Origin of the sequence: Arthrobacter silviterrae, from assembly GCF_011045165.1 — a bacterium.
GTDB lineage: Bacteria > Actinomycetota > Actinomycetes > Actinomycetales > Micrococcaceae > Specibacter > Specibacter silviterrae.
This window is the reverse complement of sequence record NZ_JAAKZI010000040.1, coordinates 1-17209: the sequence shown is the minus strand read 5'-3', so window position 1 is coordinate 17209 and position 17209 is coordinate 1. Positions and strand designations below refer to the sequence as shown.

Genomic DNA, 17209 nt, shown 5'->3' with positions numbered 1-17209 from the left:
TTGGGGCCTTCGGAACTTAACCTACTCGAAGAAGTCCTCGTCCAGCTCAACGACGTCGTAGCTTTCTTTCACTTGCACACCCACCCGGTATTTGATCATCAAGTCCGCCAACCGGGCACCGTCGATCAGGATGACCCTCGACGGGACATTGTTCGCGTAGCCAACCGCATGCGCAGTGAAAGTGCTCGTCGTGATGAAGACGCCCTTGCTGGCGCCAACACCCTGCAGTGCGCCGACAAACGCCTGGACGGTTTCCCGTCCGATGTTGTTCCCGTCGGCGTACCGCTTGGCCTGGATATAAACCTTGTCCAGCCCCAGCGGGTCCTGGTCGATGACGCCGTCCACGCCGCCGTCGCCGGTTCCGCCAATCCGCTTTCCGCGCTGCTCCGCCCCGCCGTAGCCCATCTTCAGCAGGAGGTCGACAACGGCCTGCTCGAAGAATGCAGGGTCGCTGGCCTGCAGCCGTTCAATCAGATTGTTGCCGACATCTCCGTGAATGAGCTCGATCCCCGCCTCGATCTGTTCCTCCGGTGACAGCATCGATTCGGGTGCTTCTGCCACGGCCTCGGTGGCAGTGGCTACGGCCGTGGGGACCTCAGCGGCCTTCGTCCTTTGATGGGCAGCATAGGCGTCGACTGTGGCCAGGATGTTTCGATCGAGCCCCTCAGGATGGTCCCTCAATAGAGCCCGGCCGAGTTCGGTGATCTCAAACGTCGCTCGTGCCGGTCGTTGAATGGCAGTTGCAGTGGTCAAGTCAGACAACGCCCACCCGACCCGGTTTTCAACCTTTGGCTGCCCCGAATTCAACAAGATCGAGCGCTGTTCAGCCGACAATCCCACGCGGTCCTGAACTTCAGTGATCAAGTCACGACGCTTACGTGCAGTTCCATCGGAAAGGACGCGCAGTACGGGAATCATGAATTCCTGCCATCTCGGGATGCCGTCGGAAACTGGGGCGGATGGTGTGGTGGTCACAGCTCTCCTCTAAAAGCGCGGTGTTGAAGGGATTCGAAAAGGGTGTCCAGCTCTGCCAACTGGGTGCGGTGCTGCTCTTTCAGTCGTTCGACGCCGGCCACTCGCCTTGCGAAGGTCTGCTGCAGTTCCAACGGGGGAACAGGGATCTGGACTGGGAACAAGTCCTTCTTGTTTAGTTGGGGAACAGAGCTGCCGCTAGACAACGAGGTTAGATCGAACTTTTCAAACCAATGATGAAGGTAGTAAATATCCACGGAAGCTCTTGGAGTTATGCCCATCAGGTTTGGATCGAGGACCGCCGGTCGCATTACAGTGCGTTTCTTGTTCGTGGCAATTGATGCACCACGCTTGGGAAATATGATGCTTCCAGCCGGCAATGTGGCAGATTTTGCCCCCGGTTTTCCGGACCACAGTGCAGCACCGCGAATTTGAACCTCATTTCCTCGCCGGTTCATATCTGAGACCTTCAGTTGGAGGAAACCGTGGTCTTGACCAGTCCACGATTCACCTCCGCGAAGTGATGAACCGGCATAGAAATCGCAGACATTTCCGAGATCGTGTACTTCCGTGAATGTATTCAGATTCAACACGAACATGTCGTTGAAGATGGATTGAGTCAAGGCATCAAGATGGGCGAGGGCTTCGCGACGCTGGGCGCGGAGGCGGTCGGCCTTGTCCAGGATGGCCGCGATCCGGCGCTGCTCGGGGAGGCGTGGGAGAGGAATTGACAGATTCCTGACGACGTCTCGGGTAATGCCCTTAATGGTGGCGCCGCGAGCATTTCCGGTGAAATAGTCCTGTTGCGACTTTAGGAATTCAACCAAGTAACTGGTGTCGAGGGCTTCCGGGGAAGGTGTAATCGCCGTGATGTCTTGGCTGAAAGAGACTGGATATGGCGCAATCGCCACCTTACCAACGGAGGTTCGAGTCACCAACAGGATTGTGCCTGGACCCACAACCCGTGCAGCCGATCGGGTGAGCGCCAATTCTGTGATTTGCGATCGAGGACTGAGGCGACCATCTGGTGCGATGTCTGCACCACTAATCCATGGCGTCGTGCCACCATAAAAATCTGAATTCGCCCGATCAGGTGTTCCACCGGAATCAAACCTGCAAATGTCGCGCAGAATTGCCAGCGGCGTTCCTCCGGTCTCCTGGATGGCAGATTCGACCACCGTCACTTCAACAACTCCCGGAGTTCGGCCATGCCGGCCAAGATGCTGGCCTCGAGGTCGTCGAGAGCACCGAGGATTTCTTCGGGGGACTTGTGGTCGACCTCGTCGTACTCGATTTCCTTGTAGCGGTTGAGGGAAAGGTCGTAGTCGTTTGCTTCGATCTCGGAGCGGGGGACGGTGAAGGACTGGTCGGTGCGCGCGCGGGTGAGCTCCGTCGTCGAACGTGTCATCCAGCGGTTATAGACATCAGTGAGGTCGTCAGAACCGAGGGGCGTGCGCTTGTCGTCGAGGGAGAAGCCGTCGCTCTTGACGTCGTAGAACCAGACATTTTCGGTGCCGCCGGCGTTGGTCTTGGTGAAGAACAGGATGGCGGTGGAGACCCCGGCGTAGGGCTTGAAGACACCGGAGGGGAGCTTGACGACGGCGTCGAGGCGGTGGCCGTCGACGATCAGCTTGCGCAGTTCCTTGTGGGCCTTGGTGGAGCCAAACAGCACTCCGTCCGGGACGATGACTGCCGCGCGGCCGCCGGGCTTGAGCAGGCGCAGGAACAGGGCCAGGAACAACAGCTCCGTCTTCTTGGTCTTGACGATGCTGAGCAGGTCCTTGGCAACGTTGTCGTAGTCGAGGCTGCCGGCGAACGGGGGATTGGCGAGGATCAGGCTGTACTTCTCATCCTCCGTTTCGTGCAGGTTGGCGAGCGAATCCCGGTAGGTGACCTCCGGGTTTTCCACGCCGTGCTGGAGCAGGTTCATGGCGCCGATGCGCAGCATGGTGTTGTCGAAGTCGAAGCCGTGGAACTGCTGGTTGTTGTAGAAGTTCCTGGTCTCAGGATCGATCAGGAGAGTTTTATTGTTGCTGCGCAGGTACTCGGAGGCCTGTACCAGGAAGCCGCAGGTGCCGGAGGCCGGGTCGCAGATTTCCTCCATGGGCTGGGGTGCCTGCATGCGGACCATCAGGTCGATGATGTGGCGGGGCGTGCGGAACTGGCCGTTGGTGCCGGCTGTGGAGAGCTTTGAGAGCATGTACTCGTAGAGATCGCCCTTGGTGTCCTTGCCGGACATGTCCATGTTGGTGATGATGTCCACCACGGTGCCGAGGACGTTTGCCGTGGGGATGGTGAAGCGGGCGCCCTCGAGGTGCTTGGCGTAGCTTGATTCCTCGCCGTTGGATTGCGTTGGGAGCACTTCCCGCAGGAACACAAACATGCGGTCCGTGAACAGCTTGAACATCACGTCCTTGGAGTCATTCTGGAAGCTCTTCCAGCGCAGGTCGCTCCACGGACGGCCCAGGGCATCGTTGCCGGGAGGGAACGGCAGGTTTCTGGCCGGCACTTTTGTGCGCAGGGCCTGCTTCTCAGCCCGGGTCTGCGCCTCGTCAAGGCGCTTGAGGAACAGCAGGTACGTCACCTGCTCAATGATCTCGATGGGGTTGGAGATGCCGCCGGTCCAGAACGTATTCCAAACCTTGTCTACCTGGGACTTGATTTCACCTGTGATCACGCCTTTGAGTTTAGCGCCGGAAACTCGTTGGCTCGGACCCGTCGGTTGCGCCACGTATTGGACCAATTGTGGACTGCTAGGTTCACATAATCTGCCATGCGGGTCCTTGTCCTCTGCGCATTTGTTTTCGGCGGCGGGGAACCAGTCGAGGTGGTAGGTCCTGTCATCGTCCTACCATGCGGCGAGACCATAGAGGGGTACGTGTACGCGACGGCCGTGCCGTAGAGGTCGAGGACCTTGCCGCGTGGTTGTTGCCAGGGCGAGAAGCTCTGGGGTTCCCCGCCGCTGAGGACTGGGTGACGGTACGAGGCGGCGACACTCTCGATTAGTTTCGAAACGCATGTCGGATCTATTCATGACAAACCTAGGAGTTGGCCATCAGATATAGGTCAGATTTCGCAGGTAGGCCTAGCGCTAGCGGCATACAGATCGTAGACGTTCTGGAGTCCTTCGAGACCGGAGCCATTGAGCAGACATAGTCTGAGCGTGCCGGCTATGGTCACGGATTTGACGCGATGCGGCGGATGCTGACGGACGGTGCTCGGTTCATAAGTGTCCGTTTGGAACTATAGAAATACGGCGATTCAGACCACAGCTTTCTCCTCCAAGCTGGGAGCATTCGGATTCCCAAGCGGCGGCATTCAGCCGCGAAGTGACCGGTCTATTCGGTCTGGGTCTGACTACGGACAATTGCGGCGGTACGACCATCGCTTGAGGGCGCCGTTCGGCCGCGGAAATAAGGGGATTTCCGGCGGACCGGCGGAGGACCTCGGCGAGTTTCGACGGAGGCTTTAGTCTCAGTTGTGGATAGTCGAAATGGCCGGTCGGAAATCAAAAACGTGACCATAAATTGAACCTATTTCCGCCCCAAATCATGCCAAGAACGTGACCAACTTTTCGTTCAAAAACGTGAGTAAAACGTGACTTGGGCCGTTTTTGGCCTTAAACGGCTCTGACCTGCGGAACATAACCGCAGGTCAGAGGCCCTTTTGGGTGCCCCGGGCGGGAATTGAACCCACGACCAAGAGAATCTAACCATCTGGATTTTGCCTGTTGCCGTTGACTGCCAAAATCCGCGAGTTTCCGCGGTACATCGTTGTTTCCGAAGGTCGTGGCATGTCGTTCCTTGCCATAGTTCTTGGTTGAAAAGGGGGAGTAAAAGGGGAGTGCATGCTTTTCGCTCCCAACGTTCTTTTGGCTTGGGCGTCCAATCCCGTAAAAACAGGCTTGCCAGCGATTTGCTATGGAGCAGCGTATGCCGTCAACTGCTCTCACCATTTTACGCCGCAGGCGTCGGTGGAGGGGATGTCCGTTCTTCGGGATTGCGAAACTCTTGTCGGGGCTGGTCGCGGGCGACCTCATGGCATTTTTTGGTTCAGATTGGAGGTTCACTAACGGCCGGGAGCAGTGGTCGGACTCCCACACCGCACCCGTGACCTTTGCACTGTGATTTAGGGTTTCTGGCGGCTGGACCAGAATTCCATCAGCAGCTTTTGTCCCTGTTGCTCTGATATTTTGGAGATCTCTTCCGGGGTAAGGTTGAGTTGGTCGCGGAGGGCGGCCTGAAGCCAATCCGGCAGAGAAGATTCCTGTGTGGGTTCCGCGGCGGCCTCAACGGATTCATAGAGACGACCCATTTGGGTAATGACGTCCTTGAGTGGTTGCAACTTGGGGTCATCGCCTATCCGTGCGACGCGTGCCTTGAGTTCCTCGTAGATTTCGCTGTCAGATCGGACGCCCACGGCCCATACCTCGGAAATATCAAGGATTGGTGTGCCATCGGTGTCTTCGGTGACCCGCCAAACAATGCGCCAATGCCGGTCACCCACAACGAGTTTGCGGAATCCAATCAAGGCGCCCAGCAGAGGTTCACCGGCATTTGGCGACCGTTCCAGGAGCAGCATCTTCTTGAATACGGTACGGACAATGTGGGGGTCTTTCTTACCGAGTCGGTGAAGGTCGGCAACGGCATCCTCAGTGAGTCGAACCACGCAAACGCGCTTCGGATGCGACGTCACGCTCGCCCTGCAGCGATGTCGGTAGCAATCTCAGCTTCCAGCTCAGCACGAGTGAAACCGAAGAATTCCATGGCCTGATCCAGGTCGGTGCGGACCCCGGTGTCGGTTGCGAAGCGGGCCATGACGAGCGCTGCATCGCGAAGAGTGTCACGATCACGCCTCAGGCTGGCGATCTCCTCAGCGGATACAACTTCGGCGACGACTCTGCCATGTCGGGAAAGGGGAACATCGATTCCCGCTTCAGCCGAAGCAACGAGCGAGGACAATCCGGCACGGGAGGCTTCTGTAATGGTCATGGTGCTCATACAAGAACTATACAGATTTCTATGTAGTTTCTCAAGATTGAAAGAAATTGCGCCGCTGTCGAGCTCTTGTCGGGTACTTGACGCATCTGTGGCTCCATCCCACGCATGCAATGTGGGCGCAGCTACCCGTACGGGCTAGCGGCCGCCGTCAGTGCCGCCCACCATCCGTGCTCACGAAGCAGATTTTATGCCAGTTCGTCACTTGTTGATTATGAACCGGGGTCGATAACAACGATGGGACAAATACTGTCTATATTCAATTCATGATCCCAGTAGACGGCAGTACGCCCAACAAATTCGACGGCATCGACTACACGGCCTACTTCCGCGGCGCGGAGGTTTATGACATCGAGGCCGCCACTAGTCGTGTGCTGGATCTCGTCGGGGATTTCCTAGAGAAGAAAAACCTTATGTCCCGGCGCTGTTTTCCAAGTGGCATCGGAGGGGCTACAGGTGGTCCGGAATTCTTCGAAATTCTCCGTTGGGTTCAGGAGCACATGCAATATATTGCCGGGCTAGTGACGGTTTGGTTGGCGCGGGTGGCCAAAGTTCGTAACAAATGGCGGCAGCTGAAAGGGCACATCGACGAAAGATTCCTCGACCCGTACAAGCCATCTTGTGTGGTTGAGTTAGGTGTCCGGACTAAGGGTGAGGGCAACCACTCTCGGGAAAAATCCGCAAAATCTTTCAAATCTGTTCTGATCCACGTGCCCGAGATCGACGCGCTCCTTCGGCGTGAGCTACCGGACCAACGCTTCACCATTCGGGTTCTGACTTGCGGAGTCTCACCCATATTTGCCTACGCGTACTTCAGGGTTCCAGAAGTGAAGCGCTCTGATGTCGCAAAGATGATTCGCTTCCTAGAGAAAAGGAAAAACCAGGACAGGCTGTCTGCGGTGTTGCTTTACCGACAGTTTGGTTTCATTACCCGTTTTAGGGCAAGTGAGGACGGCCGAGATTTCATGCGCATGACAATGCGCTGATTCGTTACGACTTTCGATCGAGTTGCGCTGGTACGGCGCGATTCCCGGCAGGGTTCAGTGCACCCGTCGGAGAAGGCGAATGCGTGTTGCAACCCATGGGATTCGAGACACATAGGTTATGAGACAGTCGACGGCAGTTTCTGCTCAATCTCGGGCTATAACTGGCTAAGGGGCGTAACGGTCATTGTGCAGAACCCGACAAGAGGAATTTCTACAGTCGCGTTCACGACGATACGTGCCCGCAAGGGGAACCTTGAACGGGACAGGCTGGATATGCTCGAGAGTCAATGAATCCTGGCCCATGCCTGCTGGTGGCAATGACTGCCGAGGCCGCGCTAGCTCTAGTTGGTCCTATGGTCAGATATTGCCGTCGCTGGTGTATCCATTGATGAGAGCGGTGATGATGTCGTTGAGGCGTGGTTCGACGTCGACGATGGCGTGCGCGAGCTCGGGATCGCTTTCGTACAGCGCCCGTAGCTCCGTGCCCGGTGCGGCCATCTGCCAGAGGGCGCCGGCCATGGCGGTGGCCGTGGAGACGACATTCCATGTCGCAGGCGACGGAAGGTCAAGCGTCTTTTCGAGCGCCGTCGCCACCTGGCCGGCGGCGGCTATCGCGGTGACCTTGAAGTCCTTGACTGCGGGGATCGATACTCCGCGTTCCAGGTTCAAGGGGACGTGCGCGAGGAGGTCGCAGAAGAGCGGTCGTTGCGCGAGGGTGGCACTGAGGACGTGTGCGGCTGCACCGCTGGGGTTCCTGACCCCTTGGGCGCTGAGGGCATCCAGCTGAGCCTTCGCGGCATGGGACCATTCACTCCAGGCGTCCTTCGCGAGGTGGAGGAAGATGGCTTCGCGGGTTTCGAAGTACCGCAGCAGTGCTGACTTGTGCATTCCGATATCCGCGGCGATGTCGGTCAGTGTCACCCCTCGGACACCTTGAGCCAAGGCGAGCTTCTGCGCGGACAACAGGATGGCGTCCTCGCGTTGTTGCTTGGCGGCTGTGCTACGTGCGCGCAGGAAGTTTGATTGCGTCATTCCTCGATCTTACAACAACAGCGTTGCGTTAATAGCGCAACCGTGTTTTACTAAGTTTCATCGTACTTGTCTCGACGAGAGAGGAACTTGAAATGAGTGCACAGACTGTAGTCATTACGGGAACGTCCAGCGGCTTTGGAGGACTTGCGGTACGCCGGTTCGCCCGGGCGGGCTGGAACGTGGTCGCGACCGTCCGCAAGGAGTCCGAGCTGCAGGCGCATGATGGTATCGAGAGTGTTCGAACTTTGCTGCTTGATGTCGATGACGAAGCGGCGGACCTTGCCTTCGGCGAGCGTGCCCTGGCCCAGTTCGGGCGTGTGGATGCGTTAATCAACAATGCCGGCTACTTCCAGGCTGGCCCGCTCGAGGCGACGACGATGGACCAGGTGCGCCGCCAGTTCCAGACGAACGTCTTCGGGCTGATCGCCCTGAACAAGGCCTTCATCCCAATCTTCCGCAAACAGCGCTCCGGCGTCATCGTCAACGTCAGTTCCATCAGCGCTGACGGCGGATTCCCCTACACCTCGAATTACCAGGCCTCCAAGGCCGCCGTCGCGTCGCTCACCGAGGGCCTGCACGCCGAACTCGCCGAGTTCGACGTGATCGTCAAGGCGTTGCACCCTGGCAATCACATGACAAAGATCTTCAGCAAGACCGAGGTGGCGCCGGAGATACCTGCCGAGTACTTGCCCTCGATGACCCTTTTCAACACCCTCAACACGGTCCGCTCCGACCCGGCCGGGACCGCCGACGTGATGTTCCAGATGGTCCTCGACGGCAACACCAAGAAGGTGCATTACTACAGTGGCCCCGACGGCGAAGCCATTCCCCGAGTAAAGCAGCTGCTCGGACAGGACTGGTACTTCGAAGAACTCAGCGCCCGCAACCGCGCAGAGGCCAGCCCCTTGTGGAACACGCTGATGCCCGCACCCGTCGCCGCAAGCGACTGACCACCCATCAAGGAACAGACATGTATCAGGTACCTGATCAGACAGGGCGGCGCATCGTCGTCACCGGTGCAAACAGTGGAACAGGGCTAGAGAGTACCAAGCGGCTGGCCGCAGCTGGCGCCTCGGTCATCATGGGGGTGCGCTCCCCCGAGAAGGGCGAAGCGGCGCGAGAGGCAATTCGTGCCTCAGTACCGAACGCGCAACTGGAGGTGCGGCGGATCGACCTCGCCAACCTCGCCAGTGTCAGGGAGTTCGCCGAGGGAGTCCTCGCCGACGGGCCGCTGGACACGCTGATCAACAACGCCGGCGTCATGGCACCGCCCACGCGTTTCGAGACAACCGACGGATTTGAGCTCCAGTTCGGCAGCAACTTCCTGGGCCCCTTCCTCCTGACGAACCTTCTGCTCCCGCGATTGCTCGAGGGACCGGCCGGAAGGGTCGCGACGATGTCGAGCCTCGTGGCGCATCGAGCCAGGATCAACTTTGGGGATCTTCAATGGCGACAGAAGTATCGTCCCCAAGCCGCCTACGGCCAGTCAAAACTGGCGAACCTGCTGATGGCCCTTCAACTGGCCCACGTTGCCCGCATCCGCGGTTGGCACCTTCGTTCCACGCTCGCGCACCCGGGCTTCACTCGGACCAATCTGCAGGTAGCCGGGGGAAATCTCGCGCGCAGCCCTCAGGATGCTCGTCCGCCCGTTCAGCGCACGCTTCTCCCTTCACAGGACGTCGCGCAGGGTGCCGAGCCAATACTGTTCGCAGCGGCCGATTCGGGGGTCCAGCAAGGTGAGTACTTCGGACCAAAACGGGTCCTCACCGGCCCAACCAAGCGGATCGCGATCCCGCGCTCGGCGCTGCAAGGTCCCGACTACGCTAAATCCCTGTGGGCAGTTGCCGAAGACCTCACGAACGCCCCACGGCTACACGAAATCGGCTGAACAAGACGAAGAAGAACCCAACGCCACCGACCGACCTGCAGATCGCCGACAGACCCAAAGGCTGGAGGGCCTACCCGCGAAAGGTTTTCACTCCCTGGGATACCAATTGCTAACGCGCGCTTTAACGCTACGGGCCACGATGGGCCACCTACGCCCGACCCATTCCGGCGGTCCTTCATCGGGAACGATAACCCTGGAATTTCACCATTCGTCAGTTGGATGCTTCAACGGGCGGGATTATTCTCGAAGCGGTCTATCTGGCACTTGTCGAGTAGATGGGCGAGAAAGCTGTACGCGGCAAGGCGCTCCATTGCTTGCTGCTCAGTGAGCTCATCTCTAGTGTGGGTAGTTACGTTTCGCACAGTTAGATTCAGGCCGGTAGCCAGGGCGTTCAAAGCTTTGGCGAGAGGTTCAAGGCCACCACGCATGCTCTTGGCGGTTTTGTCGTCGACGGGACCGGGCCAAGCAAGCTTGGGCCGGCCATCGGCTGCCTCACCCGCTGACAGCGTCTGTTGCCAGAACACGGTGTCATCCACGTCGTTTCGGCCAAGCTTCTGCTTCCAATGGACAGTCAGACCTTCAGCAGCTTCGCGGACGGCGACGCGGAACTGGTGTGCTGTCCAGTGCGCAGCTGCACCCGACCAGATCACGGGGTGCAGCTGAGCGGGGGAAAAGCTTGGCAGACTAGAGTCCGCGGTGCTCTGCGCGTCGATAAGCATTGCCTCCAACCGGCCTTTGACGTTTGCAGCAGTCATTCGAATGTCGCGCGGTGCAAGCGGAGCCTTAGGTGATGACATGAACGACCAGTTGGAAATCGGGTCGATAACACCAAGCCCTGAAACGGAAATATACGCCCCAGTAACGGCGACTCCGCGCGCTGCCAGCCCGGCGGCCTCTGCTACATCGAGTTCGAGGCGGCGCACCAGTGCAGGGTCAACTCCGTCCTTAACCCAGACCGTTGGAAAAAGCCCACGGGAAGACAGGTGGTCAGATTCTTGTTGCGTACTCATCCATGCATTGAAGGCTGCTTCGAAGCGTTGAACAGCAGCGAGTAGGCGCCGCAGATAGTCCTCACCATAGTCGCTCAAATCATTCCTCCATTTTCAGATTCTGCGTCAAAGTCCCAGGCTCCAGCTTATGTCGGCTCCCGTTACACAACAGGATGTCCCGTAAGCCGGTCCCTCACCGGAGCGTCTGCAGACAACTTTGGAAATTTTTCCAAACTGCGTGTTTCCACGGGCTTCAGATTCGCGTTTACCCCGCCCGACTTAATGCCCGGTGAACGTGCCCTAACTGCAACACCCTAGCGTCTCAGAACTTCAGGGCAACGACGCGTCTCGTCGACCGGCCGGCGGCAGCGGAGCCGAATACGTACTTTGACCGCCTGAGCGGCCCGGCAATCGTCTGGGATGACGCCGCAAATGCCTGTCTTGGAGCGAAAAAGGGGAGCTAGTTCTTTTGAAAAGGGGGAGTGGAATTTGAGGAAAATTTTGACGAATTGGGGGAGTAAAAGGGGCTGGCCCCAAATGGCCCTGACCTGCGAGGTATAACCGCAGGTCAGAGGCCCTTTGTGCCCCGGGCCGGACTCGAACCGGCGGCCAAGAGAATCTCGCCGACTTGAAATTGGCAACCCTCGCTACTTGCCAAAAACCGCGTGTTTCCGGGGTAATTTGGTGTTTTCGAGGGTTCGGGCTTGTGGTTAACGGCTGTAGTTTCTGGTTGAAAAGGGGGAGTAAAGGGGCCGCGGCTTCTTTTCGCTCGCTGACGATCCTTTAGCTCTCAATGGCCGATGGCGTGAATACAGGTTTGCCGGCCGATCGCCACAACCGCTTCTAACCATTTTACGCCTTGGCTACGATCGAGCCCATCTGCCATTCTGGGTAATACTAACTGTTAGCCGATAGTCGGCAAACAAGACCAACATGAATAATCCGGGTCAGAAGGTGGGACACTTGTCTGCACTGGCCTTCGGGTACACCATTCAGATTGCAAGGCCGTGTCAATTCTTCGTCAAGCGACCGTTGCGGCAAATTTCTATGATGGCAATTGCTAAGTGCACCGCGCTCTCCGCTTCGCTTTGCGATGGCGTGCGGCGCGCCAGTCCCCCACCGTGCCGGTCAGGGTTGGGCCAGATAAGTCGCAGCATACGCGATAGGGTGTCCACCGAATCATTATTTACGCTAGATGCCAGCTCCAGGTGCCATTTCGTTGAGCTCGCCTCCAGCTCACCTGCAACGCCTCCTAGGTTTGGCTTGGGTACTTTGGGCAAGACGATAGGTATTAGCACTTCTTCTACGGCCTTGATTGCATGATCCCAGGCGTCAGATGGGTCAGGTGTGCGTCCAAAGGCTTGTTCCCAAGCTTCCTGAATCTCCTTCGAGAAAGTGTCCGAGGAAGCCGTGGCTGAGTCCATGGCGTTCTTCGCGGCAGCGGAGACGCGTTTCTCCAACCCTACGCCTTGTGAGTTGACAGTCCACGCAGACCCTCCTGACTCTAAGATCTCCTTAAGGGTCCCGCTGCGTTTGCCGCGAGTCATATGAAGGATGTAATCAAGTGCATCAAGATATAGGTCGTCATCACCTTCTAGGGCGAGGAAAATTTGGTTGCTGATTCCGCCGATTTCATGGGATTGCTGCACGGGAATCCTGAGTGCGCCGACTAGAGCTGACATTACTTCGGTGCGCATGCCAGCCGTGTCCTTCCACCCAAATTCGACTTTAAGCCATTGCCCCACCGGATAGTGTAGGTGGTCTGGAAGGCCTTCCAGAAGCGCCAAAGGAGGCTTGGCGCCTGTTCGAACTGACAGCGGTTGCCAGACCATATTTCTCCTAGTTTCGGGTATCCGGACGGTTTCTAGAATCCTACCCTTGCGCTGACATAAGGGTCCGGTTACTTGATAGGAGAACCAAGGCATATTTCTTTCCCCGTCCGTCGATGGGGGGTTGGGTTAGCGACTCGAGGATACGCAGACCGTAATGTTGGCGACTTGGGACGATGGTAGTCTTCGGAATATTGACGTACTTGACGTACTTGACGTACTTGACGTACTTGACGTACGTGTGGATGATGGTTTGTATGAGCAGCCCTACACATGAGAGCGTCAGCGGCCGTGTTTACGGTTTTACCCAGGCGCGGGAGTCGTTGAAGGCGATCCTGGATTCCAGCGAACGCGGCGGATTGTCAACGATTAGCCGTCCCGACCGGGCTCCGGCGGTGGTTGTCAATGGCGAGAGCCTGCGCCGCTTTCTCTCGCTAACGGTGGTGCCGAACATCCAGGTCGTTAATGAGGATGGGGCGTGGGCTGTGTTCATGCCGGGACAGCCGTTTGCCGCTGAGGCCACGGAGCTGGCGGCCGCGCTGGAGGATTTCGTGGACGGGTTGCGGGACTATGCGGAGGACTGGGAAGACCACCTGCATGCCGCGCCCAACCACCGGGAGAATTGGGCGTTGGTCCAGCTCGTGGGGCTGTCGACGGATGAGCAGCTGACTGCCTGGCTGACTGGTTCCGTGGCGTGAGTGCCCGTCGGCTCGGCGGCCGGGATGACCACGAGAAGTTCTGTGTGACGGAACAGTGGGAATTGGTGGTGAACGCCCGCGGGAAGCCGGTGCGCCACCACGCCACCTACCGGCTGGTGCTGGCTGACGGGCGGATTTTGCGGACCCGGATTTCGCGTCCGGTGGACCGGACCACGTACTCGGCGTCGATCTGGAACCACATTCTCCAGGACCAGCTCTTGGTCGGCGATGATGAGTTTTGGGCCTGCGTTGAGGACGGGGTGTTGCCTGCGCGCGGTGCCTTGTCTGTGCCCGAGTCGGCGCTTCCCCTGGCACTGGTCTGGCAGCTCACCCATACAGCGGGCATTGATGAACAAATAGTTGCCGGGATGACGAAGGAGCAGGCCGTGCAGGCCCTCAACGACTACTGGATGTCCCAAGGGAACCAACCAGGCAACTGATTTGCTCTTCCCCGCTGTTTCCGCCCGCGTGGAACGAATCTAGGAAGTCTCATGCCTGGCTTGTTCGGTTGTCTCGCCGAACAGGGCGGCCAGCTTGGTCAGGTGGTTCCGGTGGGTGCCGGTCATCCGGGCCCAGGCGAGGCACTCGCGAAAGGCTGTTTCGTTCGTCGCGGCGATGCAGGGCGTTCTCCCTGAAGTGTCCAAGCGGCTCCAGCTGGCACGGTCGCCGGTGATGCGTTCGGGGGAGCGGTCGGGCCGTAGGCCGGGTTGGCGATGCGCACCCCGGAGACGGGACCGTTGACCAGCCCGAGCCTGGTGGTGGCGCGGCCGCGTTTCATCCGGTGATGGACTCGTCGGTCATGGCTTGGACGGCGGCGCGGATGTCTTTGAAGCGGTCGTCCATGAGTGCCTCCACGGGGGAGTCCTCGCCGAGCCAGGGGTTGGAGCCGATGAACCAGAGCCGGGCGGCGTGTTCGCCCTGGGACTGGGAGACTTCGGACCAGGCACGGTATCCGTCCATGAGCCGCCGGGTCGCTGCGGGGTTGGGTTCGGGCCCGTCCTGCCGGGCCCATTTGTGGCTGATGCGCTGGTCCTTGGCGCCGGCCAGGCCGGCAACGAGCGTCGGGCCCAGGGCCGCGTTCAACCGCCGGACGATCTCGCGGATGCCCATCCGGCTCGCGCTCAGTTACGCGGCGCCCGTCGTCGTCGTGATACCCATGGCACTTCGTCCATCCAGTCCAGTACCATACAGCTATAGTCATGGACCGTATAAATCCACACAGAGGCTACATCAACAGGCAATAGCCTCGGCCTCTGGCTTGAGGAAGATGCCGGAAATTCTTGATTGAAAGGGCCCTCCGGGGATCCCGGGTCGAAAATTTGGAGCCTAACAGCGATGACGGCGGTGATTCCGGCGCAGAAGACGCACTAGCTGCCCGGCCGGCTGGGTGGCTTCGCACCTTCACTTCCATGGCGGTCCCGTATTGATCCAGATGGTGAGATTTTCACGGTCCGTGAACATGGTCCGCGGTTCGACTCCGTTGGCCTCGATCCAGAATGAACTGCCATTTGATGCGACACATTCGACGCGGCCGCTGCGGATCGAATGTTCCCCCTTGCGGATTTCGACCATGCTGCCCGCGAGTGTCGTCCAATCGTGCTCCAGTTGGGCGCGGCGCGGTGGCGCGCCGGAGCCGGATTTGGCCCGAACAGGTGCCAATGGGTTTTTGCCGGGCTGTGGATCGACTGTCATGCCGGGAAGCATGACAATGCCGTCGCGTAGGCCGATTCCAGCGCTTCCCGGAGGGGCAACGCGCGGTGTTCATTGGACAGGATCTCCACGGCCCAGGGGCCCTCGAAGCCGATATCCCGCAGGGTCCGGATGAATCCTGTGACGTCCTGGTCGCCCTGTCCGCAGAGCCGGCGGTGGTCCCGGGTGTCTTCGAACAGTGTGCCGTGCACGGCCTGGTCGGCGTCGTTCAACTCCACGGCGAAGATCTGATCGGCTGTCAGCGTCCGGGAGAGGTCTTCAAGCGGGGTTCCGTGACGGAAAACGTGCCAGTAGTCAACGACGAGGCCGCAGTCCGGCATGTCCACCTTTCTCATCAAGTCTGCCGCGAGGGGGATTGAACGCACATTTGAGAATGCCATGGGCTCCAGTGCGATGCGGGCGCCGCGGCTTGAGGCTTCCAGCGTGAGGCGCTTCAGCGGGTCAACGAATTGTTCGTAGTTGCCCGACTCGTCACCGATGGCCGTTCCCACCTTGATGAAACGGGCTCCGAGTGTTTCGGCCGCCTCGAGCAGCAGCTCGAATTGTGGCCGCCATTCGTGGGCTAGCGTCTCGTCCCACCAGTTGCTTAGGAGCTCGACCTCGACGTAGCCGAAACCGGCACGGTCGATGAGCCTGCGCAGTTCTGGGAAGCCGATGGTGTTGCGTGCCGCGACGAGGTCATCGTGCGCCAGTCCAAACCCTGCCCATCCCGTGTCGGCCAGGGCGTCCAGGCGTTCACCGATGGGGACAGGGCTGGTCTCCGGAACCTCCAGTGGAGCGGCATTGCCCGCGCTGGTCCAGCACGATGCGATCAATTCAACGGCGTCTGGGCACGTCATGGTTCTCCTTGGTGGAAGTCGGGGCATCGGGCGGAATACTCGATGTTACCTCTATTGGAACGCTCCATTGACATATGGTCAAGCTTTGTTTTAGCGTTGGAGCGTTCCACAAAGCGATGTGGATCACAATCGTTTACGGCTGGCAGGTTCCCCTCTCGGCATGTTCTTTCGGATACGTCTGCTGGACGGGACCGGAAATAACGCGAATCAAAGGAGATTTCACGTGGCAAAGTTCTCTTGGCGGCGAAGTGCCGTGGTTTTTGCTGTAATCCCACTCCTGGCATTGGGGGCATGTTCCAGCGGCGGTGGCAAGACGGGAACGGCCAGCGCCGATTCGGCCGGCCAGGCTGTCACCACCGCACGCCTTAAGGTTGCGATGATCACCCACGCTGCTGCGGGCGACACTTTCTGGGACATTGTCCGCAAGGGCGCCGAGACCGCGGCGAAGAAGGACAATGTTGATCTGCTCTACAGCGGCGACGCCGACGGCGGACGGCAGGCCCAGCTGGTCCAGCAGGCCATCGACCAGAAAGTTGACGGGATTGTCGTCACACTGGCCAAGCCGGAGGCGTTGAAGGCTGTTGTGAAGAAGGCGGTGGATGCGGGAATTCCCGTCGTCAGCATGAATGCCGGCGAAGACGAGTCCAAGGCACTGGGGGCTTTTACGCACTTTGGCCAGAGTGACAAGCTGGCCGGGGTGACGGTGGGAGAACGCTTGGCGTCCGAGGGGGTCCAGCACCCGATCTGCGTGATCATGGAGCAAGGCCACGTAGGCCTTGAAAACCGTTGCGCAGGCGTGAAGGAAAACGTCCCAGGCACGGAAATCCTCAACGTCAACGGTGCGGACATGTCCTCGGTCCTGTCCACGGTCACGGCGAAGCTGCAGTCCACCCCGAGCGCGGATGCGATCATCGGGCTGGGTGCGCCGTTCACCATCACGATTGTCAAGGCGGTGAAGGCCACAGGCAGCAAGGTGCGGGTGGCCTCCTTTGACCTCAATGGCGAATTGGCGCAGGAAGTGGCGGACGGGAGCGTTGAGTTCACGGTTGACCAGCAGCCTTACCTTCAGGGTTATGGCAGTGTCGATGCCATTTGGCTGAACAAAATTGGTGGGTTCAAGGTAGGCGGGGGCCAGCAGGTCTTCACCGGCCCCGCCGTTGTGGATAAGTCGAATGCTGCCGCCGTTCTCAAATTCGCCAAGGAAGGCATCCGCTAGGGATGCCTTGCTTCCGGGCCCGCGGGGCGTGTCCCCGCGGGCCCGGGCAAGAT

17 protein-coding genes are annotated in these 17209 nt (G+C 59.1%); 6 read left to right on the top strand and 11 right to left on the bottom strand.

The features are described from left to right. Window positions 1–21: 21 nt before the first annotated feature. From G6N77_RS17230 to G6N77_RS17210, 5 genes are all read right to left on the bottom strand, one after another. Window positions 22–975, bottom strand: coding sequence for a restriction endonuclease (locus G6N77_RS17230; RefSeq protein WP_306986784.1), 954 nt, complete (start codon window positions 973–975; stop codon window positions 22–24). Then, window positions 972–2156, bottom strand: coding sequence for a restriction endonuclease subunit S (locus G6N77_RS17225; protein WP_165183403.1), 1185 nt, complete (start codon window positions 2154–2156; stop codon window positions 972–974). Before G6N77_RS17225 ends, G6N77_RS17230 begins: the two co-directional genes overlap by 4 nt. Continuing rightward, window positions 2153–3649, bottom strand: coding sequence for a type I restriction-modification system subunit M (locus G6N77_RS17220; protein WP_165183402.1), 1497 nt, complete (start codon window positions 3647–3649; stop codon window positions 2153–2155). Before G6N77_RS17220 ends, G6N77_RS17225 begins: the two co-directional genes overlap by 4 nt. 1451 nt (window positions 3650–5100) lie before the next feature. Beyond that, complete coding sequence (locus G6N77_RS17215) at window positions 5101–5640, bottom strand: type II toxin-antitoxin system RelE family toxin (RefSeq protein ID WP_165183401.1); 540 nt, start codon at window positions 5638–5640, stop codon at window positions 5101–5103. 23 nt (window positions 5641–5663) lie between these two features. Further along, window positions 5664–5972: a type II toxin-antitoxin system Phd/YefM family antitoxin gene (locus tag G6N77_RS17210; RefSeq protein ID WP_165183388.1), complete on the bottom strand. Its 309-nt coding sequence runs from the start codon at window positions 5970–5972 to the stop codon at window positions 5664–5666. 263 nt (window positions 5973–6235) lie between these two features. Here G6N77_RS17210 and G6N77_RS17205 point away from each other — a divergent pair, with 263 nt between their 5' ends. Beyond that, window positions 6236–6955: a hypothetical protein gene (locus G6N77_RS17205; RefSeq protein ID WP_165183400.1), complete on the top strand. Its 720-nt coding sequence runs from the start codon at window positions 6236–6238 to the stop codon at window positions 6953–6955. Window positions 6956–7312: 357 nt separating this feature from the next. Here G6N77_RS17205 and G6N77_RS17200 read toward each other — a convergent pair whose 3' ends face one another. Then, a complete protein-coding gene (locus G6N77_RS17200) occupies window positions 7313–7987 on the bottom strand; it encodes a TetR/AcrR family transcriptional regulator (protein WP_165183399.1) in 675 nt (224 codons plus the stop codon). A gap of 92 nt (window positions 7988–8079) precedes the next feature. On the opposite strand from G6N77_RS17200, the gene G6N77_RS17195 reads away from it, so the two are divergent. Together G6N77_RS17195 and G6N77_RS17190 are read left to right on the top strand one after the other, a co-directional pair. Further along, a complete protein-coding gene (locus tag G6N77_RS17195; protein WP_165183398.1) occupies window positions 8080–8937 on the top strand; it encodes an SDR family oxidoreductase in 858 nt (285 codons plus the stop codon). 20 nt (window positions 8938–8957) lie between these two features. Next, entirely contained in the window at window positions 8958–9875 is a 918-nt protein-coding gene (locus tag G6N77_RS17190; protein ID WP_165183397.1) for an SDR family oxidoreductase, read from the top strand. Between the two features lie 224 nt (window positions 9876–10099). Here the strand turns inward: G6N77_RS17190 and G6N77_RS17185 are convergent, their stop codons facing one another. Continuing rightward, window positions 10100–10963 (bottom strand): TIGR02391 family protein, encoded by an 864-nt coding sequence (locus G6N77_RS17185; protein ID WP_165183396.1) that lies wholly within the window; start codon window positions 10961–10963, stop codon window positions 10100–10102. A 911-nt stretch (window positions 10964–11874) separates the two neighbouring features. Beyond that, on the bottom strand, window positions 11875–12561 hold the full coding sequence (locus G6N77_RS17180; protein WP_165183395.1) for a hypothetical protein: 687 nt from the start codon (window positions 12559–12561) through the stop codon (window positions 11875–11877). 389 nt (window positions 12562–12950) lie between these two features. Here G6N77_RS17180 and G6N77_RS17175 point away from each other — a divergent pair, with 389 nt between their 5' ends. Both G6N77_RS17175 and G6N77_RS17170 read left to right on the top strand, forming a co-directional pair. Beyond that, on the top strand, window positions 12951–13391 hold the full coding sequence (locus G6N77_RS17175) for a prevent-host-death protein (RefSeq protein WP_165183394.1): 441 nt from the start codon (window positions 12951–12953) through the stop codon (window positions 13389–13391). Next, window positions 13388–13831, top strand: a complete 444-nt coding sequence (locus G6N77_RS17170) for a cytotoxic translational repressor of toxin-antitoxin stability system (RefSeq protein WP_165183393.1) — start codon at window positions 13388–13390, stop codon at window positions 13829–13831. The genes G6N77_RS17175 and G6N77_RS17170 overlap by 4 nt, the downstream gene beginning before the upstream one ends. A gap of 334 nt (window positions 13832–14165) precedes the next feature. On the opposite strand, the gene G6N77_RS17165 is transcribed toward G6N77_RS17170, so the two are convergent. From G6N77_RS17165 to G6N77_RS17155, 3 genes are all read right to left on the bottom strand, one after another. Continuing rightward, window positions 14166–14501: a hypothetical protein gene (locus tag G6N77_RS17165; protein ID WP_165183392.1), complete on the bottom strand. Its 336-nt coding sequence runs from the start codon at window positions 14499–14501 to the stop codon at window positions 14166–14168. A 291-nt stretch (window positions 14502–14792) separates the two neighbouring features. After that, a complete protein-coding gene (locus G6N77_RS17160) occupies window positions 14793–15083 on the bottom strand; it encodes a hypothetical protein (protein WP_165183391.1) in 291 nt (96 codons plus the stop codon). After that, window positions 15080–15940, bottom strand: coding sequence for a sugar phosphate isomerase/epimerase family protein (locus G6N77_RS17155; RefSeq protein ID WP_165183390.1), 861 nt, complete (start codon window positions 15938–15940; stop codon window positions 15080–15082). The genes G6N77_RS17160 and G6N77_RS17155 overlap by 4 nt, the downstream gene beginning before the upstream one ends. Window positions 15941–16163: 223 nt before the next feature. Here G6N77_RS17155 and G6N77_RS17150 point away from each other — a divergent pair, with 223 nt between their 5' ends. After that, window positions 16164–17156: a substrate-binding domain-containing protein gene (locus G6N77_RS17150; protein WP_306986774.1), complete on the top strand. Its 993-nt coding sequence runs from the start codon at window positions 16164–16166 to the stop codon at window positions 17154–17156. Window positions 17157–17209 lie beyond the last annotated feature (53 nt).